Below are 24,912 nucleotides of genomic sequence, written 5' to 3'. Positions count from 1 at the left end.
CGGTGCGCCTTCGGCATATATCTCGATGTCGAGATAACTCTAGTACATCACCGTCGAACGGTCATGCGCGGGCGGCCCCTGCATCGACCTCGCGCTGCGCCCGGACACCCAGGGAGCGGCCAGGTCGCGTACTGCTGCAGTCATCGCAGCACGGAAGGCCGGCCGGCGCTCGCGCGACGACGTCTTCGGGGCGAGGGGCCAAAAGCCCCGGAACGCGCCAAGAACCTGACCCGCTCCACCGATACCGACGACCGCATCGCCACCCGCACCCGACCCCCGCCTCGTGACGCGCCGATTCCGTCCGCCCCGCCCGGTCGTCATCGGGCCCTCTCCCCGGATGGACGTACACCGCGCGCCGTCGCGGAGGCCCGGGTGGACCATGGAACGCACGGCGCACCCGTGGCCGCACCTTTCACGTGCGTCTGTCTGCGTAACTGCCGCGCCTCCGCACGCAACCGTCACCCGAACACCACACCCCGCCAGAGGTCTCATCTCATATCTGAGATAACCTTTCGCCATGTCAGACGACTATCTCGTACGCATAGGCAAGCTCATCCGTGACGCCCGCCAGCACCGGGGCTGGACACAGAGCCAGCTCGCCGAGGCGCTCGCCACCAGTCAGAGCGCCGTGAATCGCATCGAGCGCGGCAATCAGAACATCAGCCTTGAGATGATCGCGCGCATCGGTGAGGCACTCGACAGCGAGATCGTGTCGCTCGGATACGCCGGGCCCATGCACCTGCGGGTGGTCGGCGGGCGCCGGCTCTCGGGCTCCATCGACGTCAAGACGAGCAAGAACGCGTGCGTGGCACTCCTCTGCGCCTCGCTCCTCAACAAGGGCCGCACGGTGCTGCGCCGCGTGGCCCGCATCGAGGAGGTCTACCGGCTCCTGGAGGTGCTGAACTCCATCGGCGTACGGACCCGGTGGATCAACGAGGGAGTCGATCTGGAGATCGTCCCGCCCGCCCGGCTCGACATGGACGCCATCGACGCGGACGCCGCCCGCCGGACCCGTTCCATCATCATGTTCCTCGGCCCGCTGCTGCACCGGATGGACTCCTTCAAGCTTCCGTACGCGGGCGGTTGCGACCTCGGTACGCGGACCATCGAGCCGCACATGATCGCGCTGCGCCGGTTCGGCCTGGAGATCGCCGCGACCGAGGGGCTCTACCACGCCCAGATAGACCACTCGGTCACGCCGGGCCGCCCCATCGTGCTGACCGAGCGCGGCGACACCGTGACCGAGAACGCCCTGCTGGCCGCCGCCCGGCATGACGGCACGACCGTCATCCGCAACGCCTCCTCCAACTACATGGTCCAGGACCTCTGCTTCTTCCTGGAGGCACTGGGCATACGCGTGGACGGCATCGGCACGACCACACTGACCGTGCACGGCGTCCCGCAGATAGACGTGGACGTCGACTACTCCCCCTCCGAGGACCCGGTCGAGGCGATGAGCCTCCTCGCCGCCGCCGTGGTCACGGAGTCCCGGCTGACGATCCGCCGGGTACCGATCGAGTTCCTGGAGATCGAGCTCGCGGTGCTGGAGGAGATGGGCGTCGACTGCGACCGTACGACGGAGTACGCCGCCGACAACGGCCGTACCCGGCTGGTCGACCTCACGGTCCGCCCCTCCAAGCTCGAGGCGCCGATCGACAAGATCCACCCCATGCCGTTCCCCGGGCTCAACATCGACAATGTGCCCTTCTTCGCGGCCATCGCCGCCTCGGCCCACGGCCAGACCCTCATACACGACTGGGTCTACGACAACCGGGCCATCTACCTCACCGACCTGAACCGCCTCGGCGGCAGACTGCAGCTCCTGGACCCGCACCGGGTACTGGTCGAGGGCCCGACCCGCTGGCGCGCCGCCGAAATGATGTGCCCGCCCGCCCTGCGCCCCGCCGTGGTGGTGCTGCTCGCCATGATGGCGGCCGAAGGCACCTCCGTACTGCGCAACGTGTATGTCATCAACCGCGGTTACGAGGAACTGGCGGAGCGGCTCAACTCCGTGGGCGCGCAGATCGAGATCTTCCGCGACATTTGATATGAGGATGCCGCCGCACCCCGTCTGACCTGCTACTTAGCGGGTCAGGGAGGGATGCGGCGGCACCTCTGGGACTTCTCTGGGACTTTTGGGCCGCGGTGGGCTACGAGCCGCGCTCCACAGGCTCTGCCGACCGGCCGCGGCTACGCGAAGATCGCGTCGATGGCGGCGCTGCCCCGTGCGCCCGCGCGGGGCAGGAAGTGGGAGTACTTCCGCAGCGTGAACCCGGGGTCGGAGTGCCCCAGCCAGCGTGCCAGGGAGACAACCGATTCGCCAGCCTCCAGTTCCTCGGAGGCGAAGAAGTGGCGCAGGGCGTGGAAGCCGTGCTCCCGGGACGGCTCCCACACGCGAGCGCCGTCGGTGCTGCCCTCCTCCAGCGGTGCGATCACGCCCGCCGCGGCCAGAGCCGGCTTCCACACGTAGGAGTTGAAGTAGTTCCGGTTGATGGCCTTCCGCTCGCGCCCCGTCACCAGGAGGTTGTAGGTTCTCGGCCGCCGGTGTTTGGCATCCACCGGCGTCTCGGCAGGAGTCGGGTCGTCCCAAGGCAGCGTGACCGGGACCGGCGCGAACTGCTCCGTGTGCTGCTGGATGGCCCGGGCCACGCTGGACGGCAGCGGCACGTCCCGGACCTTGCGACCCTTGGGAAGGGCGAAACACAACCTCGCCCGCACCATCTTGACCTGCCGCCGGACGTGGACGACTTCCTTGGCGAAGTCAATGTCCTCCAGGGCAAGCCCGAGCGCCTCCCCTTGCCGGAGCCCAAGACCCGCTCCGATCACGAGGAGGAGCCGGTAATGGTCCGGCAGGGCCGCCCGTACTGCCAGCACCCGTTCGGGCGGCCACGCCTCGACCCTGCCAGGCGTGGCGGCCGGAGGGCCGACCGTGCTGGAGCGGCACGGGTTGCGTCCGAGGCGACGGTCCTCGACAGCGGCCTGGAGGATGCTGGAGAGCGTCGCCCAGACGAGACGGATCGAGGTCGGACCGAGGTCCTTCTCCAGCCGCTTCTTCCAGCGGCGCAGGACTTCCGTGCCGATGGCGTTGAGCGGCTGAGCGCCCAGGTGGGGAACGATGTGCCGGCGTACCCTCTGCTCGATCCGCTCGATCGTGGACGGGTCACCGCTCTGGGTGGGCCACCAGTGGGTGGCGATGTAGTCCTTGAGGGAGATGGCCCCATCGCGCGGATCGACGAACTCGCCACGGCGAGCGTCGGTCTGAGCCTGGGCGAGCCAGGTCTTGGCGTCCTGGAGGGCATCGAAGGAACGGTCCTTGACGCCGGGGATGCTCTTGACGCGGTAGCGGGTGCACTTGCCATACAGGGCTGTGCGTTCGCGTTTGCCGGTTTTCGGGTTGGGACGCTTCTTCAGCCATCGGTCTTCTATGTAGCCGGCCAGGTGGAACTCCTTGGTGATGGGGATGGAGACAACGCTCTACGGCGCTTGGGGCTTCAGGCGCCGAGGAAGCGGCTGGACCGCTCCTGCAGGGGGGTGTTGAGCGGGTTGAGGGCCGGGTTGGAGCGGGAATCGGCCTGTTCCTGTTCGCGGACCCAGGCGTCGAGCACTTCGAGCCGGTACATGACGCGACCGCGAGGTCCCATGCGGAAGCTCGGGGGTCCCTGGCGACGGTGGCGCCAGACGTAGAGCGTGTGGGGTGAGAGGCCGAGATAGTCGGCGGCGTCCTTCACGGTCAGGAAGGCGGCGGATACGGCGCCTGAGGAAGCGGTGGCGGCAAGCAAAGATCGTCCAGGCATCGATGGTTCTCTGTGAGGTTGGGGAGGAGTGAGCCCGGGTGGGCGGACCGCGCCCCTTTTGGCGCCAGTCGTAGAAGGTGGAGCGAGCGATCTGCAGTTCGGCGCAGACTTCGTCCACCGTCAGCTTCTGAGCGGGCCTCGTTGCTACTGCCATGCGCTCATCGCCCCTCGCGAAGCAATCGAGGAGCTTGGCAACTTCCCCGAAGGATCGGTCCACGGGCAGGGGGGTATCGCGGATCGGCGCATGGGCGGGATTTCCTTGCTGAGGTACGAGGAGCGACAGAAACGGCGGCAGCACAACTTCGCGCGACGTGCGCTAGGACAATCGCCTGCCGGCGATCCGTGCTGCCCATGGCAGGACTGCCGTGGCAGAACCGCTCCGCGCCCCCTCTCGACTGCACGAAGCTGCCTGCGTTCGCCACGGCTCCACCGCCAAGCGCAGCCGAATGCGAACACCTCAATGGTCTTGACGATCGCCGGTTTGGCTAACCGGCGATCGTCGGCTATATTGCGCGTCGCCTCAGATGACGCCCCCGGCCGTCTGCCGTCAGGAAGCCAACTGATACGAGCGCAAAGCCGGGGTCTCGTCGTCCGATGCGACCGCCAGCAGGCCGTCACCCGTGAGTCGGTTGAGACTTCGCGCAGCGAGGCGCTGGGGAATGCTGATGGCCTGTGCCACTCGCCGTGTTGTGGCACCGGGATGTGCCGCTACATACGCGAGGACGGCACGATCGCCGCGATAGCTCCGTTGCAAGAGATCCTCGCCGAACAGACCGGCCGCGCAGACGCAGACACAGAGTCCGGTGGATACGGCAAGGTAGTCACCCACCGTTTGGCCAGCCCAAGCGTTCAGTCCGCCAAGGACAAAAAAGTGCGGGTGAAGTGAAGCGGGCGGAACGGATAGCGGATTCAGACAGACACGCCTCCCAAGTACGGACCATGCCAGCGCGGCAACCTCGCACGGTTGGGTTTTAGAGTGGTTCATCACCCTGCCGTGTAGCCCCGCCGTCTGACCTGGTGTTTTTCCGGGACGTTGTACGTTGACATGGTCCCGGCGGAGGTATCCAGTCCTGTCGTCCTATTTCTCGTCTGCCGTGAGCGAATGCCCGTCGGCGGCCTGCATGAAGTCCTCCTGTCGTGGGCCTATGGAGGCGCAAGGAATGCGCCGACGCCTGCATCATGCAGCCGCACCACCTCGTTGATGAGTGGACCTGCCACCGCAGTGCCGAAGCGACGCGCAACCCCGAATGACACGCTGCCGTCTGGCTGATCCACGTCGTGGTCGAGCCCCACTCACCTTCACGGCCGGCGACCGGCTTTCGGTGTGCCCGGGACAGCTGGGTAGGGTCGCGGTACCCGAGCTGGAGAGGTAGTTGCATGGCCAACGATATTGTGATTGCGCAGACGACCAGCGACAACGAGGATCAGGCGAAGGCACTGGCCCAGGGCGCGGTCGAGAGCAAGCTGGCAGCGGGCGTTCACATCGATGCGCCGATCACCGCCTTCTACTGGTGGAAGGGGAAGGTCGAGGCGGCGCAGGAGTGGCGGATCTCGTACATGACTACGACGGACCGTCTACCGGCGCTGGAAGCGTGGCTGCACGAGAGGCACCCGTACGACGTCCCCCAATGGATCACACTGCCCGTGACCGGCGGGTCGGAGGCGTACCTGTCCTGGGTTGTCGAGGAGACGGCACAGGACTGAGGAGCGACGGGCCGGACGTACGACAGCATTCGCGTCCCGATTTTGCCGCGTACCGCCGGAGGGGGCTCAGGATGCGAACTGCCGCAGATAGACGGCGAGTTCTCGCTCTCTGTCGGGGAGCGACGCTGCGATAGTCTCTGCGCGCTCCTTGCCCATCGTGTTGGGCTTGGCCTGTGCCGCCGTAGCGAATTGGCGTGACACGTAGACGCCTTGGTCGACGTCGCCTCCGCGCAGTAGGGCCGAAGCGAGATCGCCGAGAACCACCACGCCCCCGTCCGGTAGTTCGTCCCCTAGACGGTCGACTGCGGTATCTGCTGTGGACGTGAGTTCGGGACGCCCCAACTGGCCGTAGACGGAGAGTGCTAACGAGTCCATGCGGTACGGGGTCACGAACCGGACCCACGCCTGCTCGCTGGTGTGATCCGCGAAGTCGTAGGCGAAGCGCGCTCGCTCCAAGGCCCGGAGTGCCCCCGTCTCGTCGCCGGCCGCCGCAGCTTCCTCCGCGTGCCTGCCGAGGACCCAGGCGGCAGCAGTAGCGTTGCCGTGGCCTCGCACGTCGCTAGCCGCTTGAGAAAGGAACTCCAACTTCGCCTTCGGCGTCGAGGCGCCGTAGCTGGTGTAGGTCAGGGCCAGGGCTCGGAGTGGAGGGTGCCCGGCGGTCGCCGCGCACTGCGACGTGACCTTGTAGTAGGCGTCGGCTTTGTCGTGCTCGCCCAGGTCCCAGGCCACCCAACCAGCCAGAGCGGCAGTTTCTCCGGCGGCGATAGTGAGAGCCCGTTCGTGTTCGCCGGCACGGGGCAGGGCCGCGGTGATCGCGTCAAGATGTGACTCGACCGTGTTTTGTAGTCGCCGGGCACTGAGATTGAGTTCCTGGACGTGCAGTTCAGCGGCCCGGTCGATGAGCGCGACGGCGGAGGGCGAATCGATCTTGGACCCCTTACTGAGGGCGAAGGCCAGGCGCCCCCAGGGCTCGGCAGCCGCGCTCACGCCGATGGCGGCACCACCCAGCAGCGTGCGACGCTTCACGGCGTCCTGATCCTCCCCTGCATTGGCATGCCCCTCTCTCTTCCGAGCGCGGGCAGCCTTAGCCTCCCGCTGTAGTTCCTCGAAGGGGACACCGCAGGCCGCCGCGATATGGCCGATTGTGTGATTGGTAGGAATGTTCTCAAAGTTCTCATAGCGGCTGATCTCTCGGCGGGTCATGGTGTCCCGGCCGGAGACAGCGTTGATCGCGTCTGCCTGCTCCTCCTGCGTCCGGCCCGCATCCTGCCGAAGCCGGAGGAGCAGGTCGGCGAACGGATCTGGCATGAGTGTGACCTCTGTTGGTGGGCGGAATCCAATCATGGCCTCAATTCCCCCTCTGGTTTCCCCCCTTGACAGATTTTTCCCCCTCTGGATTCCCCTGGTCGACGGCGTCGCCGCGCGGTGCGATAACCCCCATGACCAGGCTCCAAGAGGCGACCCCGCCCGGCGGGGGCATCCGTAGTTCTGCGGCCACAGCAGGCACGTCGTGTGTGAGGCCGGCCCAGGAGGACCGACGCAGCACATCGGCATGGGCCGACATACCGGCGGCACCCCATGCCTGTCAGGCGGCCTTTCTCCCGGATCCCACGAAAGCTGGGGAGATGCGGCAGACAACCAGGGCGTTCCTGCGACGGTGCCGCGTTTCGCAGCCGGTGGCGGGGTTCGTCGTGCTGGCCGTTTCGGAGCTGGTCACCAACGCCATGGTTCACGGTGAGGGCGAAGTCGTGCTCCGGATCACGGTGACCGTCGACGTGGTGCGGGTCTCGGTAACCGACCGCAACCCTGCCCCCGCTGTACTCAAGGAAGCAGGACCCGACGGTGAATCCGGTCGCGGGATCCGGCTTGTCCATGCGATCTCAGACGCGTGGGAGAGCAGCGGCGAAGAAACCTGGTGTGAGTTCCGGTACGCGAGGGCTGCGGCTTGAGTCAGACCTCCAGCTGGTCCCCGACCAGCCAAACGAGGAGCAGCACAGCTCAGTCACTCCCGTTACGCAGGGCGCTCCGAGGGCCGTTCGCTTGCCTTCGCCCAGTAATTCGGTTCGAGCATCTCGCCAGGCCATGCGGGCTGATGGATCGGGCCCCGAGGTCCCATCTGTTCGAAGTACGGTGCCAGGTCGATCACGGGCGTTCCGTCTACGGCGTCGAGATCGGTGACCAGGAGGTCCCGGCCTTCGACCTTGAGCAACCGCGGGTAGCTGATCGCCAGTTGGTTGGGGCGCCGGTGGTTGCGGTGGACGAACGTACCGGTCGCCGGCCAGTTCTGGTTTCCCCGTGGGCTGCGTGCGTGGAGCTGGACGTCTTCGGGTCGCGCCAGGTGGAAGCGCCAGGTCACGGTCAGGTGGGAGAACTCCTCGATGCCCTGCAGCGTTTCGAGGGGGTACGCGTCGTCGAGTCTGATGATCGATTCGACACCGCCCTGGTAGTCGTCCTGAACGCGGGTGTGGCCCCCGACGACCGTTGCGATCGATTCGACCTCGTACGTCGTCATCAGCGCTCGTTCCTCTCCATGGGCGTAGCGTGTGCGGCGGCCTCCGGTCGGCGCCGCGGATCTGCTCTACGGTCAGCCTATGGCGCGCACCATGTCTCGCGCGCGACGGTCCAGTTCGGCAACGTGGCGACCGCCGCGTTGCCGGACGGGCGAGAGGTCGCTCTGCATGCGGACGATGACGTCGCGGGCGCGGCCGGACTGGACGCCGGCCATGGCGTCGAGGGCTTGGTTCCAAGTGGCGCACGCCTCGTCGAGGCGTCCCTGCTGGACCTGGACGGCGCCGAGGTAGCCGAGGGTCACGCTGTGGGTGCGGGCGTATTGCTGGCGGCGTCGGGTGGCGACGCTGCGCTGGAAGTGGATCTCCGCGTCCAGCGGCTGGCCCATGTCGCGCAGGGCGCAGGCGGTCTCGTGGGCCAAGGAGGCTTCCTGGAAGAAGCCCACGCGACTGGGGGCGTCGTTGTTGTCGGCGCGGGCAAGGTCCCGCTCTGCGCGGCTGATGGCCGCGAGAGTGCCGGCGCGGTCGCCGTCTGCCGCGAGGGCTCGGGCGTGCACGATCGCGAGCAGGGCCTTCTCTCGGGGGCTGGCCTGGCCGTAGCGGTCGCGGGACATGGAGGCGTCGGCCAAGGCGAGCGCTCTGCGAGGGTGCCCAAGGTCCACGGCTTGGTGTGCGAGGGCGCGCAGGATGTGGCCGCCGAGCGGTCCGTCGCCAGCTTCGGCCGCGATGCGGGCGGCAAGGGTGAGGTAGCGCTGGGCGGTGCGGTGCTCGGAGGCGTCGAAGGCCATCCAGCCTGCGAGGTAGGTCATCTCCGCCACGGCCGAGTACGTGTCGCGGCGGAGCTGCTCCGTGCGGAACCTGCTGCCGAGCAGGGGCACCGCATCGTCGCGAAGGTGGCCGGCGAGTGCCGAGCGCCCCGAGGCTCCACCGCGCTGCTGGTCCCGAGCGGAGTAGAAGGTCGTCAGGTCGAGGACATCATCGATGTCGGCTTGGGCCACCAGCCGGGGGGAGACTGCTGGGCGCTTCGCCGCTGCGGCAGGGGCGGCTGCCCACCACGAGGCGGTGGGCAAGGCGAGGCCGGCGGCCGAGTACGCGGCGGTCGCCAGCAGCTTGCGTCGGTGCATATCGAGGTCGTCGCTTCCCAGCTCGGCCAGCACGGTCAGAGGGTCGACGCTCCAGTCGGAACCACTGTCGGTCGTGCCTGTCGGCCCTTCTTCCAGCCCGAGGTCGGCCAGGGTGAGGCGGCGGCCGAGTCTGCGGGACAGCGTCTCGCGCAGGATACGGGGCGCTCTTCCGCTCGGCCGCGTGCCCTGGACCCACATGGCGATGTGCGAGCGGGAGATGGCCTCCAGCTCGCGCGCACCGCTCTCCGCGGCTACTCGGACGACTGCGGCGGCTACTTGTGGCTGGGACCAGCCTGCTTCGCGCAGGAGTGCGGCGAGGGCGATGTTTCGCGCACGGGCCATGGGCTGCCCCTCGGTTCCGAAATGATCTTTGACGCCTTTGACGGCCTTGGGGGCCGCGCAGGCATACCCCTCGGCGGGGATTCACGGTTCGCTCAACGTAGCCGCCGGATCACTCACTTTGCACGCCAGCCGTCGGCACCGTACGACGATCTCCACTCAACTTGGCTTGATCTGAACAGGAGTTGTGTCATGCGTCTCTCGCTGGCTCCCCGCCGGGAAGCCTGTCAGCGCGTTGGTCGGGGCAGGCGGGATCGCGTCCCCGCCGCACTGGGTCCGCAGCGAAATCAGGCGGTGGCCGCAGCGGAGACGGTGACGCTCGTGCTGGACGAGGACTCGTCGCTGCCGGAGAGCGCCGCTGACGTGGAAGAACTCGCGCGGCGCCTGCGTGGCCACATCAGCCAACTCGGAGTCATGGCGTCGCCGGGAGAACCGGCCTTGTGCCGCGCGCACCAGGTCGGCTCGGAGAGCGTTCCCGACGGCTACATGCCCAGCAGGGTGTACCTGGTCAAGCTCGCCGAAGCGACCCAGGAACTCGTTGCGACCGTGCAAGCACACGGCGTCGGCCCCCCGAAGCCGACGCGGAGACGGCCTTGGTGGAAGCCGCAGATCAACCTGCTGCGCGGCGCGGTCTTCGCCGTCGCCTTCGCCTGCTTGGTTCTGGCCGCGTCGGTGCCCCGGACATGACCGTCACCGGGGCAGTTCTGATCGCGCTGATTCTCGGCCCCATGGCGTGGCTGGTTCTCCGCGGCGGTCGTGCGACCGGTCCTGCCGCTCCACCCGGCGAGGATTCCCCGCCGACGCAGATCGAGCCTCCCCCGCTCCGGTGACCACCGGAGTCTCTCCTCACCGACCGTTCCCGGCCGTTTCGGCGGCCCTCAAGCCATCCCCGGATCCGCGGGGCCTAACGGAGACCCACACGATGAAACGCCTTCCGCGTATCGAGCAGTACGGCCTGATCGGCGACATGCAGACCAGTGCCCACGTCTGCGACGACGGCTCGATCGACTGGCTGTGCCTTCCCCGCTTCGACTCGCCGGCACCCTTCGCTGCGCTGCTCGGAACGCAGAAGCACGGGGCGTGGCGCATAGCCCCGGCCGCCGCGTACGTAGGAAGAGCCGGTGCGGTTGCCGAGCGGCGCTATGTCGGCGAGTCCCTCGTGCTGGAGACGGTGTGGACGACGCCTTCCGGCAGCGCGAAGGTCACCGATTTCATGCCGCCCCGGGACGGAGCACCGCAGGTGATCCGGATCGTGGAGGGAACGGTCGGCGAGGTCGCGATGGTCTCCACGCTGCGTGCCCGCCCCGGCTACGGACGGGTCAGCCCGTGGATCCACGAGCTGGGGGGACGCATGATCGCCGAGGGCGGCGGGGACGCCCTGTGGCTGGACACGTCCATCGAACTGGACGAGAAGGACGGCGCGATCGTCAGCTCCTTCACGGTCGCCGCCGGCGACACCGTCCCCTTCGTCCTGAGCTGGGAGCCCTCTCACGGGGCCGCGCCGGAGATCCCGGAGCCCGAGGCGGCGCTCGCCGCGACCCTCGCGTTCTGGGAGGACTTGGCTAGTCAGTGCACCTACAACGGCGCTCACCGGGAAGCCTTCGTCCGGTCGCTGATCACCCTGAAGGCGATGACGTACGCCCCCAGCGGCGGCATCGTCGCCGCACCGACCGCGTCGCTGCCGGAGGAGATCGGCGGGGGCCGGAACTGGGACTATCGCTACACCTGGCTGCGCGACGCCTCCACCACCCTGACCGCCTTGCTCGGGTCGGGGTACCGGCAGGAGGCCGAGGCGTGGCGGCGGTGGCTGCTGCGGGCCGTGGCCGGCGATCCGGAGAACCTGCAAATCATGTACGGGATCACCGGGAAGGGTGATCTGGAGGAGCGGGAGCTGGGGTGGCTGCCCGGATACGAGAACTCGGTCCCGGTCCGGGTCGGCAACGGTGCTGCGAACCAGCTGCAGCTCGACGTGTACGGCTACGTGATCGAGACCCTGTACCTCGCGCACCTCGGCGGGGTCGCCCGCTGCGGCGACACCGCCGTCCTGCACCAGCGGCTGGTCAAGCACCTTGCCGAGCGGTGGGAGATGCCCGACGAGGGGATCTGGGAAGTCCGAGGTGAGCGCCGCCACTTCGTGCACTCCAAGGTCATGGCCTGGGTCGCGGTCGACCGGACGATCCACCTGATCGAGGCCGGCGCCCTGGACGCCGACCTGTTCGCTCTGATGGAACTGCGCGAGGCCATCCACCACGAGGTGTGCACTCGCGGCTTCGACACGGGCCGCAACACCTTCACGCAGTCGTACGGATCGCAGGAGGTCGATGCCGCCCTGCTGCTGATCCCCCGGGTGGGATTCCTGCCCCCCGACGACCCCCGCGTGCTGGGGACGGTGGGGGCAGTGCGCCAGCAACTGTCCACCCCGGAGGGATTCGTACGGCGCTACCCGACCGCCGGCGACCACATCGGGGTCGACGGCCTGGCCGGTGACGAGGGGACCTTCCTGCTCTGCTCGTTCTGGATGGTCGACTCGCTCGCCCTGACCGGCCGCCTGGACGAAGCCCGCGCTCTCTTCGACCGGCTCCTGGCCCTGCGCACCGACCTCGGCCTGCTCGCCGAGGAGTACGACCACGCCACCGGGCGGCAACTCGGCAACTTCCCGCAGGCGTACAGCCACATCGGAGTGATCGGGTCCGCGCTTCTACTGCAGCAGCTCGGCTCGCGGGCGCCCGCAGCCAAGGCCGACGTGCTCCTGGCGGCGGGTGTCTGATGAACGCGACCGCCACCACCATGGTCATCCTGCTCGCCACTGCGGCCATAGTCGCCGTGGCAGCGGCCTGGGTCGCCCACCGCCGCTGGCAGAAGGCGCGGCAGCAGGCCCACCTCCTGGCCCGCGAACAACAGGCGACCGAGCGTGCCCTGCAGAAACTGGTCCACGACACGCTGCCCCAGATCCACCAGGCGGGCGGTCGGATCTCCGTGCCGTCCCCTGCACCGGAACTGGCCGGCACCCTGGTCGGTGAGCGGCTGACCGCGGCGGTCAAGGGCACCGCCGGCGTCGTCCAGGCTGTGGTGCGCGACATCCAGTACGCGGCGCACCAGGAGATCGAACAGGCGAAGACGCTCGGAGCGGAGGAGTTGCGGCGTTCGCACACCGCCGCGCAGGAAGAGATCGCGCGTGTACGTGCCACGGCCTTGCGGTCGACCGAGGCTGCGGTGCGCAGTGTGTCGTCGGCGCTCGTGGGCATGGCGGCCAAGACCAGCCGCAAGGTCAGCGAAGGCGTGCGCGAGCACGAGGACGACGCCGCGTTCGAGACGCTGACCGGTATCGACCACACGGTCCAGCAGATGTTGCTGGTCGCCCAGGGCTGGACCATCCTGGCCGGCGGCAAGTTGACCCGGCATTGGCCCACGACGACGCTGACCGATGTGGTGCGGGCCGCGATGGGCTACGTCGAGGACTACCAGCGCGTACAACCTCAGGAACTCAACGTCGCGGTGAGGACCCGCGTGGTCGGGCCCGTGGTGCACACCCTCGCGCTCCTGCTGGACAACGCACTGCGTTTCTCGCCACCACAGTCGAAAGTGCACGTGTCCTTCGAGCAGGGCCACCACGGGGTCACCATCTTCGTGGACGACAGCGGCCTGCGGATGACGCCTGAGCAGCTCGACGCTGCCCGGGACATCCTTACCGGGTACCGCACGGACGACATCACGCAGCTCGGCGCCCGCCCGCAGACCGGATTCAGGGTCGCCGCCGCCCTCGCGAGCACCTACGGATTCCGGGTCGACGTCCAGGCACCCAACTCCCTGCTGGGCACCCGCGCGCTCCTCACCCTCCCCCAGGACCTCCTCACCACGACACCGCAGGCGCCGCCGGCACTCACGAAACCGGCACAGGACGCTCCGCCGCCGCTCGCGCTCGCCCCCGTCCCGGCCGGCCAGCCGCCCGCGCTCGCCCCGTTCCCGGTGACCCCGCAGCCCGCGCTCACCCCCGCCCCGGCGGCCGGGGAGTCCGGCCAGGCACGCCCCGCTGCCCGTACGACCGACAGTGGGCTGACGGTGCGCGACCGCCGAACCGCACCTGCCCCCGCTCCCGCCCCACGCCCGGCCAACGCCGAGCCGGGACGAGCGAGCGTGATTGCCGCCTGGGCCCGTGGCACCCAACGCGCCCGCACCGAGCAAAACACCCAACTCCCCATCGCCGACACCGATCAAGGACATGACTCATGAGCGACAAGAACATCGGCTGGCTCCTCGAAAGCCTGGAGGACACCGCCGGCGTGGAGTACGCCGTCCTGGTCGCCGCGGACGGCATGAGCCCGGCCCACACCGACCGGCTGCAGCGCGAACGCGCCGAGAAGATCTCGGCGATCGCCTCCACGCTATGGGGTGCATCACGGGCCTACGACCGGGAGACGAACGGCGGTGGCGTCCGCCAGTTCGTCATGGAGTCGGTCGACCACATCCACCTGCTCATCCCGGCCGGCAAGAACACGATGCTAGCCGTCCGGACCAACAGCCCCCACGCGGACATCGGTGTGATCAGCGAGGCCGCCCTGCGCCTGGCCGCGAGCGTGGGCGACCGGCTGGGTGTCAAGACGCGCGTCGCCGACGGCACGGAACCACTGGCATGAGCAGGCCGCGGCAGGACCCGGATCTGGTCAGGCCCTACGTCCGCACGGGCGGACGCACCCGTCCCAGCAAGGACGTGCGCCTGGAGAGCCTGGTCTTCGCCGCGACCGGCACACGCCCCGGCCTGAACCCGGACGCACGTCGCGTGCTCGCCCTGTTCGCGCCCTCGCAAGGCGGAGGACTGTCCGTCGCCGAGATCGCCTCCGCCTTGGCCCTCCCACCCTCGACCACCCGGATTCTCGTCGCCGACCTCATCGGACACGGACTGATGACCCTTGCCCAGGGCCAGGACGACGGCCGGCCACCGGCCTCACTCATTGAAAGGGTTCTCAATGGACTCCGCGCTCACGCCTGACCGGTTCGTCGCGCGCACGGTGACGGCTACCGCGAAGATCGTGGTCGCCGGAGCCTTCGGCGTGGGCAAGACCACCTTCGTCAGCAGCGTCTCCGAGGTGCCTCCGGTCCACATGGAGGAGACCATCACCCGCGCGAGCGCCCTGGTCGACGATCTCGCCCGCACGCCGGCCAAGTCCACCACCACCGTCGGTGTGGACTTCGGGCGCAAGCACCTCAGCGACGACCTCGTGCTCTACCTGTTCGGAACACCAGGCCAGGCCCGATTCAGCTTCCTGTGGCAGGAGTTGATCATCGGCGCCCTCGGTGCCTTGGTCCTCGTCGACCCGCGTGACCTGGACGCCTCCCACGAAATCCTCGGCCTCCTCGAAGAGAACGGCGTCCCGTACGCGGTCGCGGTCAATCAGTTCGACGGCGCACCCCACTATCCGCTCGACGAGGTCCACGAGGCCCTCGCCCTGGAGGGACATACGCCGCTGACCGTGTGCGACGCCCGCGAGCGAGCGTCCTGCATGCAGGCCCTGATCCAGCTCACCGAATACCTCGCCCGTCTCGCGCACCGTCTGGAGCCCCGACCGTGAGCAACGCGATCCACCAAATTCCCCTGTACGAACCGGACTTCGCCCAGCATCCGCACGCCGCCTACCAGCGCATGCGCGAGCAGTTCGGCCCCCTGGTCCCCGTGGACCTGGCCCCCGGAGTGCCCGCCACGCTGGTCGTCGGCTACGAGGAGGCGCGCCGCATTCTCGGCGACCCGCAGCGCTTTCCCGCCGACCCGCGCCGGTGGCAGCAGTCTGTCCCCGACGCCTGCCCCATCCGGCCGATGATGGAGTGGCGCCCCAACGCCCTGCGGTCGGCCGGCGCCGAACACGCCCGCTACCGAGCCGCGAACACCTCGGCCCTGGGAGCCGTCGACCAGCACGCGCTGCACGCTCATGTCGAACTGGTCGCCGAACAGACCATCAAAGCCTTCAAGGCCGGCGGCAAAGCGGACCTGCTGTCGCAGTACGCCTGGCCTCTGGCGTTTCGGACGCTCAGCCACCTGCTCGGCTGCCCCGCCGAGGTCGGCCACCGGATCGCGGACGGGATGGCGAAGATCTTCGACGGGGTCAACGCCTCCATTGGTAACCAGATCCTCACCCAGGCCGTGGCGGACCTCGTCGCCTTGCGCCGCCGGCAGCCCGGCGACGATGTGACCAGCAGGCTCCTCGCCCACGTCGCCCGGCTGAATGACACCGAGATGGGCCACCAGCTCATCACCCTCTATGGGGCGGGCATCGAGCCCCTGACCAACCTGATCACGAACACGCTCCTGGAGATGCTCACCAACAGTAAGTTCTCCGGAGACCTGCACGCCGGCGACGCCTCCGTCCGCGAGGCCCTGGACAGCGTCCTCTACCGCGACCCCCCGCTGGCGAACTTCGCGATGACCTACCCGACCCGGCCGGTCGACATCGGCGGCTTCCTGCTTCCGGCCGACCAGCCGGTGGTCATCAGTTACGCCGCCTGCAATAACGACCCCGCCCTGGGATCCCACCGGTCTCTGGGCAATCGGGCCCACCTCGCCTGGGGAGCCGGCCCGCACAGCTGCCCGGCCAGCTCGCACGCGTACCTCATCGCCGAAGCCGCCATCCTCCACATCCTCGACGCCCTGCCCGAGATGGACCTCGACGGCCACCGCGACGACCTCGTCTGGCGCCCCGGCCCCTTCCACCGCTCGCTGGTCGCCCTGCCCGTCACCTTCCCCACAAGCTGAAAGAGACCTCAACATGCCCGAACAGCAGATACTCGTCCTCGACCCGACCGGATCCGACCCGGACGCTGAACACCAGGCCCTGCGCGAGCGCGGCTCCGCCACACTGGTGGACATCCTCGGCGTGCGCGCCTGGTCCGTCTCCGACCCGGCGCTCCTCAAGCAGCTCCTCACCAGCAAGGACGTCTCCAAGGACGGCCGCGCCCACTGGCCGGCCTTCGCCGAGACCGTGCCCACCTGGCCACTGGCCCTGTGGGTGGCGGTGGAGAACATGTTCACCGCCTACGGCGACAACCACAGCCGCCTGCGCCGCATGGTCGCCCCCGCCCTCTCGGCCCGCCGCACCGCCGCCCTCCAGGCGGACATCGAGGCCCTCGTGGCCAGCATGCTCGACGATCTCGACGCCCTCCCGGCCGGCGAGGTGGCCGACCTGCGCGAGCACCTCGCATACCCGCTCCCGATCGCCGTCATCGGCAAGCTCATGGGCGTCCCTGCCGACCGGCGCACCGAGTTCCGCACCGTGGTGGACAACGTGTTCGCCACCCACCTCTCCGCCGAGGAACAGGCCGCGAACACCGCCGCCCTGTATGGCCTGCTGGACGCCCTGATCGAGATCAAGCGCACCGAGCCTGGCGAGGACATGACCTCACTGCTGATCGCCGCCCGCGACGAGGAAGACGGCTCCGCCCTCAGCCACGCCGAGCTGCGCGACACGCTCCTGTTGATGATCAGCGCCGGGTACGAGACCACCGTCAACGTCATCGACCAGGCCATCACCACCCTGCTGTCCGACCCGCAGCAGCTCGCCCACGTCCGGGACGGCCGCTGCACCTGGCAGGACGTGGTCGAGGAGACCCTGCGCCACCAGCCCGCGGTCAAGCACCTTCCCCTGCGCTACGCCCGCACCGACATCCCCCTCCCGGACGGGCAGACGATCAAGACCGGTGAGGCGATCCTCGCCTCCTACGCCGCCGCCAACCGCCACCCCGACTGGCACAAGGACGCCGACCGCTTCGACGCTACCCGCCCCAGCAAGGAACACCTGGCCTTCGGACACGGCGTCCATTTCTGCCTCGGCGCCCCGCTGGCCCGCCTCGAAGTCGCCACCGCGCTGCGCCTGCTCTTCGAGCGCTTCCCCGACGCCCAACTCGCCACGGAGCGAGCCGCGCTGGAGGCGCTGCCGAGCCTGATCAGCAACGGACACACCTCCGTCCCCGTGCGTCTGCGCCCGACGTCGAGCCGCTGACCGATACCGACGAGGAAAACCACCATGACCGCCCCCGCCCCGATCACGCCGCTCACCCCGGCCGAGCGGCGCATCGCCCAGCATGTGGTGAACGGCCTGCCGGCACGCCAGATCGCCATCACCGAGACGCTGTCGCACCACACGGTCCGCGCGCACATGCTCTCCCTGCGCAGGAAGCTGCACTGCCCCGCACGCTGCTCCCTCACCGTCGTCACCCACCGACTGCTCAGCGCCAACGAGGCCACGGTCCCGGTGCCGGACACGCCCGCCCCTGACCTGAGCCCCGAGCAGACGAACCTGCTGAAGGCCGTCACCGAGCACAGCAAGCCGCTCGACATCGCGCGCGGCGCCAACATCGCCCCCGCGGACCTGCGCGCGGCGCTCGACCAGCTACTCGCCGACGCCAGGGCGTCGGACACCACCCGGCTGGTCGCCTGGGCTCACGGCTGGAACCTGCTGACCGCCGAGCAGACCAGCACGGTGCGGAGCGGAGCGAGCCAGTGAACACGTCCCCCGTTCCCACGGCCGCCGGGCAGTCCCCCGCGCCCCTGCACCAGCGCCCGGCACCGTTACCTCCCGTGTACGAGATGCGCTCGCTGCGCACGGACGCTGAACGGGCCGAAGCCGCCGCCCTCGTCCAGGACCGTCAGCGCTGGCTCACCCTCCGCGGTCTGCCCTTACCCGCCCGCGCCGATATCCCGGCTCTCTTCCGCGACCCGCAGGCGGAGCCGGCCGGCCTGTTCGAGGACGGACTCCAGCTCGCTTGCATGATCCTGCAGCGCGAGCCCGACCTCGGCTGGGGCGAGGGCCCGTGTCTCTTCCTCGGCCATGTCCACACCCTCCCCGACCGCTCCGACGACATGATCCGGCTGATCACCCTCTGGGCCTCCGACTTCGCCGCCCGTCTCGACCTGCCGCGCGTGCGGGCCGACGCTCTCGCCCGCCATCCCCTCGACGCCGATCCCATCGCCCGTTTCCTGAACCGCCTCACCGACATGGGCTGGGACCTGCGCGGCTCTGGAACGGGACAGAGGGGCGAGCGAGTCGCCCGCCTCGAACTCGCCGCGGAGCACCGGCCAGGGCTGGACGCCCTCGTCGGTTGCAGTGTTTACCAGTCGCGGTCCGCCGCGGACGAGCGGAGTGTTGCGTGACGACCGCCGAACCGCTGCGGCCGGAACTCGCCCGCGAGCTGATCACCCTCGCGGAACGGTCGGCTGCACGCCGGGCACAACGCCTCCGTAACCAGCTCGACGCCGTCCAACTCGGGCGGGGCCGTCACGCCGACCATGCCAGCGCCAAGGTGCTACGGCGCATCCTGGCCGACCACGACTGCTGGCCCGGCCATCGCCTCGTCGGCCCCGACGCCGCGCGCGCCGCCTGGAGTATCGCCCTCCACTCCAACGACGAACCCGACTTCCAGCGGGCAGCCGCCGTCCTGCTGCGCCGCGCCGTCCAAGCCGACGACGCACCGATCCAGCACTGGGTGCACCTTCACGACCGTGCCCTGATCAACAACGGGCACGACCAGGAGTTGGGTACCCAATTTTTCCTCGGCGCCAACGGGATTGAACTATGCCCCACGCGTGAACCGAGCACCCTGGACCAGCGAAGGGCCGGCGTGGGGCTCCCGCCGGTCGCCGTCGCCTTGGAGAAGGTGCGTCACCGTTTCGCATCGATGCGCGGTGACGGCGGCTCTCCGACGGTCGTGCTTGCGGGGGCCGCATGACGGAAGACGAAGCCCCGTTCCTGGTCGCCGAGGCCGGCGGGCCAAGCCCTGCCGTAGGGGTCATCGAGGTGGCCCTCCAGACGCGGGCCTCACCGGCCTCGCGGCCGGGCGACCTTCCTCGTGCACCCCATAACCCGTTCTACGAAAGGACCGTTGACGCTCGTCCCACCCAGGGGCCTCCGGCAGATGCGGGACCCACCGCCTGCCGGATCTCGAACCCGATTGCCAACCCCTGTGTGAATCCCTCCGGCGACCGAAGCCAACCCGTCCCCAACTCCTCAAGGAAACCCATGGACTTCAGTGCCGTTCCACTGCCTCCCGGCGCCTTCACCATCGGTAAGAAGTTCGGCTTCGAGGCCGGCCACCGGCTTCCCGGGCTGCCGTCCGAGCACAAGTGCTCCCGCCAGCACGGGCACAGCTACGAGGTCGAGGTCATTCTCACCGCTCCCTCGCTGGAGGAGCCCGGCTTCGTCACGGACTTCGGGGCGCTCGCTCCGTTCAAAGAGTTCCTGAACACCGAACTCGACCATCACAACCTGCACGAGATTCTTCCCTTCGAGCCGACCTCGGAGCGCCTGGCCCAGTTCCTGGCCGGCTGGTTCATCCAGAACCTTCAGCCCGCCATCCCCGGCCGCCTGTTCGCCGTCCTGGTCCGCGAGACCCAGAGCAGCTGGGCCCGCTTCGATGTGGAGGGACAGTGACCACATCCGAGCCGATCAACCTCGAACCGACGGCTGACGAAGGCGAATCCCGCCTGATCGTCGCGGAGTGCTTCGGCGTCGAGGTGCCGACCTTCCAGGGCGAGGGACCGAGCTGCGGACACCCGGCGCTGTTCATCCGCCTGTCCCGGTGCAACCTCACCTGCGCGAAATGCGACACGAAGTACACCTGGGACTGGTCCCAGTTCGATCCGCGCAAGGAGTCGACGAAGCGGTCCGTGGCGGACCTGGTGGCCTGGGCCGCGTCCTCGCCGGTCGAGCTGGTCGTGATCACCGGCGGCGAGCCGTTCATCCAGCAGGCGCGGCTGGTGCCTCTCGTCCGGGGCCTGATAGCAGCCGGCAAGCGGGTCGAGTTCGAGACGAACGGCACCATCGCGCCCGCTCCCGAGCTGGCGGCCGACGGGGTCCGGTTCAACGTCTCGCCCAAGCTCGCCAGCTTCGGCGTGAAGGAGACCACGAGCATCGTGCCCGCCGCGCTGGAGGCATTCGTGGCCTCCGAGCAGGCGGCGTTCAAGTTCGTCGCTTCCACGGTGGCCGACCTCAACCGGATCGCCGAGCTGGCCGACACCCACCGGCTCGCGCCGGTGTGGGTGATGCCGCAGGGCACCACCCCCGAGGTGATCACCGCAACCACCCGGGTCCTCGCCGACGCGGTCGCGGCCCGGCACTGGCACTTCACCACCCGCCTTCACGTGTTGGCCTTCGAGGACGCCAGAGGCCGCTGACCGCACGCGCCACCACGCCCCATCCGTCCCCCCAGTCCCCGGAAACGAGAGACGCCCATGACGACCTCTATCGCCAGCCCGGCAGCGGCGCCGACCGTCGCCGTCCCCGGGCCCGCTCCGGCCATCGACACCAGCCGGGTCGCCGGCCTGATCCACCAGCTCTTGGTCGAGCTAGGCGAGGACCCTGCCCGCGAGGGGCTGACCGGCACCCCGGACCGCGTCGCGGCCTGGTGGAACGCCTTCCTGTCCCCGGACGGCGCCGCAACGGCCACCTGCTTCACCGAGGCCCAGCTGGGCGGACAGCTGGTCATCGTGGGCGGCATGAGCGTGTGGTCGCTCTGCGAACACCACATGCTGCCCATGAACTTGCAGGTCACGGCCGGATACGTGCCGGACGGCGAGGTGGTGGGCCTATCGAAGTTCGGGCGGCTCGCCCAGCACTTCGCCGGCCGACTGCAGGTCCAGGAACGCTTCACCCGCCAGGTCGCCGAATACCTCAACGGCGTGATCGGACACGAGGACGTCGCCGTCGCCGTGCGCGGCGTGCACCTGTGCATGAGCATGCGTGGCGTACGGATGGAGGAGGCCCGCACCACCACGGTGCAATCGGGCGGGCGCTTCGGCACCGATCCCGTCCTTTCCCAGCAGTTCCTCACCCTCACCACTGGGCTGTGGGGGGCGCCGTGATCACCACCACGGGCATCGGCTTCTCCGTCATCGCTCCGCCTCTCTACCTGGAGAACTTCGTCGCTCAGGAGCCGGCCCGAGTCCACCACGTGGCCGCCCAGCACGTGCTGTCCGACGAGATCTACCGGGCCTTCTTCGCTCGCGAGGCCGAGCGAGGCGCCGAGATCGTCGTCGACAACGGGCTCTTCGACCTCGGCTACGCCCTGCCCGCGGAAGGCCTCGTCGAAGCCGCGCTGGCGGTGTCCGCGAGGGAGATCATCCTGCCGGACGTCATGCGGGACGGGGCCGCGACCTTGAAAGCGAGCGAGAAGGCCGCGCGACAGATCCGGGAGCTGTCCGGCGACGCGTTCCGCCTGTGCGCGGTTCTGCACGCCGCGGACGACGACGAGTGGCTGCGCACCTACGACGCCTTCGTGACCAGCGACTGGGCCGGGGCCATCGCCCTGCCGGCCTCGCGTCGACCGGATCCCGACGAGCAGCTGTGCCGCACCCGCTGGTTGGCAACCGCCTACCTGCAGGACCACGGCCTAGTCGACGATCTGCTCGTCTACCGACTGCTCGGCCTGGGCCGGACCGGGCACCTGGAGCTGATCGAGCAGCGCGAGCACGACTGGATCTCCTCCGTGGACGGCGCGGCCCCGGTCATCCTCGGCGCGATGGGCATCCCCCTGCTGCCCGAAGGACCGTACGAGAAGCCCTCCACGCCCCGAATCGAGCAGCTCGGCCCGATCCCCGAAGACCGGTTCGACCTCATCCGGAAGAACATCTCCATCGTCCGCGCGGCGGCCGGCAGCACCGTCACGATCGCCGAGGAGCACCGATGACCCCCTTACTGGCCGACCCCGCCCCCGGGCTCCTGCGCACCACCCCGATCGAGCCAGCCGGGCACACCATGACCCACGCGAGGCTGCTGCGCTACCTGGAGATCAAGGTCCACCACCTCATCCAGGACCAGGACTGGGACAGCATCCGCGTCATCGGCAGCTACGACCGCACCGCGGTGGTCTCCCGGCACGAGAAGACCGGAAAGCTGTTCAACACCGAACGGCCCACCGCAGAAATCCGCGGCCGTGACCTCGTCGTCAAGGCGTTCCCCGGAGCCGACTACGTCCAGCACTACGCCCTGATCATCGCCACGTACCTGGCCATGACCAACCGCCCGGCCGACACCGTCACCTATCAGCCGCCCGAGCAGGAGGAGTGCCGAACGGCGCTCAACGCGCTTGACCTGGAACTGGACGGCGACCTGGTGATCGTCGGCTGGGGCCTTCAGTACCTCGCTCCCGAGAACGGAGTGTGGACCCGCGGACCCGGCTACGCTTGGCAGCGCACCGAGGTCGCCGGCCGTCGCGTGGTCTACCTCGGGTTCCTCCACAGCATCTGGGGGGACGTGGCCGGGCGGGTCGTCGCGCGCCTTGCCGAACTCGGCGCCGGCGACGTCGTCTACGTCGGCAAGGTCGGCTCGCTGACCCCCGGCATCGAACCGAACACCTGGCTGGCGACCGGCAACACCAGCCTGGTACGCGGGGCGATGGTGAGCTGGGACGACTTCTTCGGCGACTACGCCGCCGCCCACGACGGGGTGCACAGCGGCCTGCACGTCTCCTCCCCGTCGATCCTGCTGGAGAACCGCGACTGGCTGGTCCAGCACACCGCCTCGTACGCCTTCGTCGACCCGGAGATCGGCCCCATGGGGGCGGCGGCGCGCCAGGCGGGGATCAGATTCGGTTACCTCCACGTCATTTCCAACAACCTCGCCACCCACTATCCCGCCGACCTGTCCAATGAGCGTCACAGCGACGTCCTGCGCCAGCGCGCCATCCTGGTGAACCGCATCCGCACCATCTTCACCGGCCGCCTGACCGCCAGCCCGACCCACACCCTGGGAGAATCCCGATGACGGCGAACGCGTCGACCACCACCGCAGCCGGGAAGCTGATCACCTTCGTCGGCGGTGACGGGGCCGGCAAGTCCACCCTCGCCGCCCGCCTGCACCAGGCCCTGAACGACGCAGGCCACACGGCAGTCCTCATCGGTAAGCACAGCACCAACGTCCCCCAGGACCCGGAACTGTCTGCCTACCTCGACCGCCTCAACGAGCTGGTCTACCGGCGCGACGCCCGCGTCGCCCAGGCATGCGGCGACCACTACTGGCTGCTGGCCCTGGCCTCCTGGTACACCCTGCAGGACCGGCTCGTCATCCAGCCAGCCCTCGCCGCGGGCACCCACGTGATCCTCGACAACGCGCACCACAAGATCCTCGCCCGGTACGCGGTCAACCCCGAGGTCGCCCCTCACCTGTGCGAGCAGGTCTTCGCACACCTGACGAAGCCGGGCCTGGTGTTCTTCCTGAACATCGGTGCCCGCGAGGCTCTCGCCCGCAAGGGCTCGTTCACTTCCCTGGAGGCCGGCCACGCCGGCGGCGGTGACGAGGACTTCATCCGCTACCAGGACACCGTCCTGGACCAGATGCGCGAACAGGCGGAGCACGGCGCCTGGCTGACGCTCGACGTCACCCAGTTGGACCGCGACCAGGTCTTCAAGGCCGCCTCCGCTGCCCTCGCCGACCGACTGCACCTGACCGTCTGACCCGGCCCGAACCCCGATCGACAAGGAACGCACCATGGACCAGGCCCTGCCCGCCAGCGGGACATACGTCTGCCACGGCATCACCTGGGCGAGCGGAGACCCCCGTCTTCTGCTCGCCCCCGTGACCGGCGCAACGCTTGTCTACACCCCGGTCACGGGCAGGCGCCTGGGTTACCAGGTGAGCGATACCAGCCGGTGGTGCACCGGCCGGTACCGGTTCGCCGACCGCGTCCGCGTCGAGGCAGTCGCCTGCCCTGACCGGGCCCCAGCCGAGGCCGGCGGTCAGTGCGCCGCCTGCGCCGGCCGGGACGACTTCCGCTTCGCCCACCGATTCCACTCCGGCGGGCACGTTCCCGACGCACTGGCGGCGTACATGGCCCAGCCTCACTGGCTGTACCTGGCGACGTTCGCCGACGGCACCACCAAGATCGGCACCGCGGCTGAACCCCGCAAGCGTTCCCGCCTCGACGAGCAGGGCGCCGTGATCGCGACCTACCTCGCCCAGAGTCCTGACGGCCGCGCCGTGCGGTTCCTGGAGGACGCCCTCACCCGCCGCCTCAACCTAACGCAGACCGTGCGAGCCGCGGCAAAGCTGACGGCCCTGGCCGAGCTGCGCGACCTCGCCTCGGCCCGCGCCGCCCACCAGCAGAACCTCAACCGCGCCACCGAGGCCCTGAGTGGCCTGAACGTCCCGGCTACGCCGGAGCCGTGGACGCCGCCCGGCGAAGGCGAGCTGCTGCGGACGCCGGGGACCGGGCGCGTCCTGTACCCGCACGACCCACGCTCGGGTGAACACGGACTGACAGTGCTCTCCTGCCTCGGCTCCCAGGTCCTCGCCTCCCTCGACGGCGACGGTGGACAACTGCCCTACCTGCTCGATCTCGGCGCCCTCAAGGGCCGCCGCATCGTCCTCGGCGCCCAGTTCTCCTCACCGCCCGCCGCCGTAGAGTCCGCGCTCTTTTGACCTGCCCGAATGCCCGGCCTGGACTGCCGGGCCGCCCTGAGAAGCGAGG

26 protein-coding genes and 1 pseudogene are annotated in these 24,912 nt (G+C 69.1%); 21 read left to right on the top strand and 6 right to left on the bottom strand.

The genetic code is table 11. From position 1 onward, the window contains the following. The first annotated feature begins 517 nt into the window (after positions 1–517). The gene (locus OG507_RS33035; RefSeq protein ID WP_327370765.1) at positions 518–2,047 is read left to right on the top strand and encodes a helix-turn-helix domain-containing protein; all 1,530 of its coding nucleotides are present in this window, start codon (positions 518–520) and stop codon (positions 2,045–2,047) included. A 143-nt stretch (positions 2,048–2,190) separates the two neighbouring features. On the opposite strand, the gene OG507_RS33030 is transcribed toward OG507_RS33035, so the two are convergent. The 3 genes and pseudogenes from OG507_RS33030 to OG507_RS33020 all read right to left on the bottom strand — a co-directional run. Then, complete coding sequence (locus OG507_RS33030; protein WP_327370764.1) at positions 2,191–2,874, bottom strand: tyrosine-type recombinase/integrase; 684 nt, start codon at positions 2,872–2,874, stop codon at positions 2,191–2,193. 617 nt (positions 2,875–3,491) lie between these two features. Further along, positions 3,492–3,794, bottom strand: a complete 303-nt coding sequence (locus OG507_RS33025; protein WP_327370763.1) for a helix-turn-helix transcriptional regulator — start codon at positions 3,792–3,794, stop codon at positions 3,492–3,494. A gap of 67 nt (positions 3,795–3,861) precedes the next feature. Continuing rightward, positions 3,862–4,011: pseudogene (locus tag OG507_RS33020) on the bottom strand (helix-turn-helix domain-containing protein); the annotation flags it as partial. Positions 4,012–5,171: 1,160 nt separating this feature from the next. Between OG507_RS33020 and cutA the strand changes: the two are divergent. After that, positions 5,172–5,498 carry a divalent-cation tolerance protein CutA gene (gene cutA, locus OG507_RS33015; RefSeq protein WP_327370762.1) on the top strand — a complete coding sequence of 109 codons (327 nt, stop codon included), beginning with the start codon at positions 5,172–5,174 and terminating at the stop codon, positions 5,496–5,498. A 66-nt stretch (positions 5,499–5,564) separates the two neighbouring features. On the opposite strand, the gene OG507_RS33010 is transcribed toward cutA, so the two are convergent. Continuing rightward, entirely contained in the window at positions 5,565–6,806 is a 1,242-nt protein-coding gene (locus tag OG507_RS33010; RefSeq protein WP_327370761.1) for a helix-turn-helix transcriptional regulator, read from the bottom strand. A gap of 254 nt (positions 6,807–7,060) precedes the next feature. On the opposite strand from OG507_RS33010, the gene OG507_RS33005 reads away from it, so the two are divergent. Next, the gene (locus tag OG507_RS33005) at positions 7,061–7,447 is read left to right on the top strand and encodes an ATP-binding protein (protein ID WP_327372178.1); all 387 of its coding nucleotides are present in this window, start codon (positions 7,061–7,063) and stop codon (positions 7,445–7,447) included. Between the two features lie 62 nt (positions 7,448–7,509). Here OG507_RS33005 and OG507_RS33000 read toward each other — a convergent pair whose 3' ends face one another. Beyond that, positions 7,510–8,010: an SAM-dependent methyltransferase gene (locus OG507_RS33000; protein ID WP_327370760.1), complete on the bottom strand. Its 501-nt coding sequence runs from the start codon at positions 8,008–8,010 to the stop codon at positions 7,510–7,512. 72 nt (positions 8,011–8,082) lie between these two features. Further along, positions 8,083–9,471, bottom strand: coding sequence for a Tat pathway signal protein (locus OG507_RS32995; RefSeq protein ID WP_327370759.1), 1,389 nt, complete (start codon positions 9,469–9,471; stop codon positions 8,083–8,085). A 189-nt stretch (positions 9,472–9,660) separates the two neighbouring features. Here OG507_RS32995 and OG507_RS32990 point away from each other — a divergent pair, with 189 nt between their 5' ends. The 18 genes from OG507_RS32990 (at position 9,661) to OG507_RS32905 (ending at position 24,863) form a co-directional block, all read left to right on the top strand. Next, positions 9,661–10,155 (top strand): DUF6415 family natural product biosynthesis protein, encoded by a 495-nt coding sequence (locus tag OG507_RS32990; protein WP_327370758.1) that lies wholly within the window; start codon positions 9,661–9,663, stop codon positions 10,153–10,155. A gap of 235 nt (positions 10,156–10,390) precedes the next feature. After that, a complete protein-coding gene (locus tag OG507_RS32985) occupies positions 10,391–12,235 on the top strand; it encodes a glycoside hydrolase family 15 protein (protein ID WP_327370757.1) in 1,845 nt (614 codons plus the stop codon). Further along, the gene (locus tag OG507_RS32980; RefSeq protein WP_327370756.1) at positions 12,235–13,698 is read left to right on the top strand and encodes an ATP-binding protein; all 1,464 of its coding nucleotides are present in this window, start codon (positions 12,235–12,237) and stop codon (positions 13,696–13,698) included. The genes OG507_RS32985 and OG507_RS32980 overlap by 1 nt, the downstream gene beginning before the upstream one ends. Continuing rightward, a complete protein-coding gene (locus OG507_RS32975) occupies positions 13,695–14,102 on the top strand; it encodes a roadblock/LC7 domain-containing protein (protein WP_327370755.1) in 408 nt (135 codons plus the stop codon). The genes OG507_RS32980 and OG507_RS32975 overlap by 4 nt, the downstream gene beginning before the upstream one ends. Then, a complete protein-coding gene (locus tag OG507_RS32970) occupies positions 14,099–14,455 on the top strand; it encodes a DUF742 domain-containing protein (RefSeq protein WP_327370754.1) in 357 nt (118 codons plus the stop codon). The genes OG507_RS32975 and OG507_RS32970 overlap by 4 nt, the downstream gene beginning before the upstream one ends. Beyond that, on the top strand, positions 14,433–15,035 hold the full coding sequence (locus tag OG507_RS32965; RefSeq protein WP_277312460.1) for a GTP-binding protein: 603 nt from the start codon (positions 14,433–14,435) through the stop codon (positions 15,033–15,035). Before OG507_RS32970 ends, OG507_RS32965 begins: the two co-directional genes overlap by 23 nt. After that, positions 15,032–16,210 carry a cytochrome P450 gene (locus tag OG507_RS32960; RefSeq protein ID WP_327370753.1) on the top strand — a complete coding sequence of 393 codons (1,179 nt, stop codon included), beginning with the start codon at positions 15,032–15,034 and terminating at the stop codon, positions 16,208–16,210. Before OG507_RS32965 ends, OG507_RS32960 begins: the two co-directional genes overlap by 4 nt. 13 nt (positions 16,211–16,223) lie before the next feature. After that, complete coding sequence (locus tag OG507_RS32955) at positions 16,224–17,453, top strand: cytochrome P450 family protein (RefSeq protein WP_327370752.1); 1,230 nt, start codon at positions 16,224–16,226, stop codon at positions 17,451–17,453. A gap of 24 nt (positions 17,454–17,477) precedes the next feature. Next, complete coding sequence (locus OG507_RS32950; protein ID WP_327370751.1) at positions 17,478–17,957, top strand: helix-turn-helix transcriptional regulator; 480 nt, start codon at positions 17,478–17,480, stop codon at positions 17,955–17,957. Between the two features lie 74 nt (positions 17,958–18,031). Further along, positions 18,032–18,604: a hypothetical protein gene (locus OG507_RS32945; RefSeq protein ID WP_442811123.1), complete on the top strand. Its 573-nt coding sequence runs from the start codon at positions 18,032–18,034 to the stop codon at positions 18,602–18,604. After that, a complete protein-coding gene (locus OG507_RS32940; protein ID WP_327370749.1) occupies positions 18,601–19,179 on the top strand; it encodes a DUF6624 domain-containing protein in 579 nt (192 codons plus the stop codon). Before OG507_RS32945 ends, OG507_RS32940 begins: the two co-directional genes overlap by 4 nt. 290 nt (positions 19,180–19,469) lie before the next feature. Further along, positions 19,470–19,880 carry a 6-pyruvoyl trahydropterin synthase family protein gene (locus tag OG507_RS32935; RefSeq protein WP_327370748.1) on the top strand — a complete coding sequence of 137 codons (411 nt, stop codon included), beginning with the start codon at positions 19,470–19,472 and terminating at the stop codon, positions 19,878–19,880. Beyond that, on the top strand, positions 19,877–20,623 hold the full coding sequence (locus OG507_RS32930; protein ID WP_327370747.1) for a 7-carboxy-7-deazaguanine synthase QueE: 747 nt from the start codon (positions 19,877–19,879) through the stop codon (positions 20,621–20,623). The genes OG507_RS32935 and OG507_RS32930 overlap by 4 nt, the downstream gene beginning before the upstream one ends. Positions 20,624–20,680: 57 nt before the next feature. After that, entirely contained in the window at positions 20,681–21,310 is a 630-nt protein-coding gene (gene folE, locus OG507_RS32925) for a GTP cyclohydrolase I (protein ID WP_327370746.1), read from the top strand. Then, entirely contained in the window at positions 21,307–22,134 is an 828-nt protein-coding gene (locus OG507_RS32920; RefSeq protein ID WP_327370745.1) for a hypothetical protein, read from the top strand. Before folE ends, OG507_RS32920 begins: the two co-directional genes overlap by 4 nt. After that, positions 22,131–23,210: a hypothetical protein gene (locus tag OG507_RS32915; protein ID WP_327370744.1), complete on the top strand. Its 1,080-nt coding sequence runs from the start codon at positions 22,131–22,133 to the stop codon at positions 23,208–23,210. Before OG507_RS32920 ends, OG507_RS32915 begins: the two co-directional genes overlap by 4 nt. Then, the gene (locus OG507_RS32910; protein WP_327370743.1) at positions 23,207–23,899 is read left to right on the top strand and encodes a dTMP kinase; all 693 of its coding nucleotides are present in this window, start codon (positions 23,207–23,209) and stop codon (positions 23,897–23,899) included. Before OG507_RS32915 ends, OG507_RS32910 begins: the two co-directional genes overlap by 4 nt. A 34-nt stretch (positions 23,900–23,933) precedes the next feature. Next, a complete protein-coding gene (locus OG507_RS32905) occupies positions 23,934–24,863 on the top strand; it encodes a DUF2797 domain-containing protein (RefSeq protein ID WP_327370742.1) in 930 nt (309 codons plus the stop codon). The last annotated feature ends 49 nt before the right edge of the window (positions 24,864–24,912 follow it).

This window comes from Streptomyces sp. NBC_01217 (assembly GCF_035994185.1).
Lineage (GTDB): Bacteria > Actinomycetota > Actinomycetes > Streptomycetales > Streptomycetaceae > Streptomyces.
This window is presented reverse-complemented; position numbering and strand designations above follow the sequence as displayed.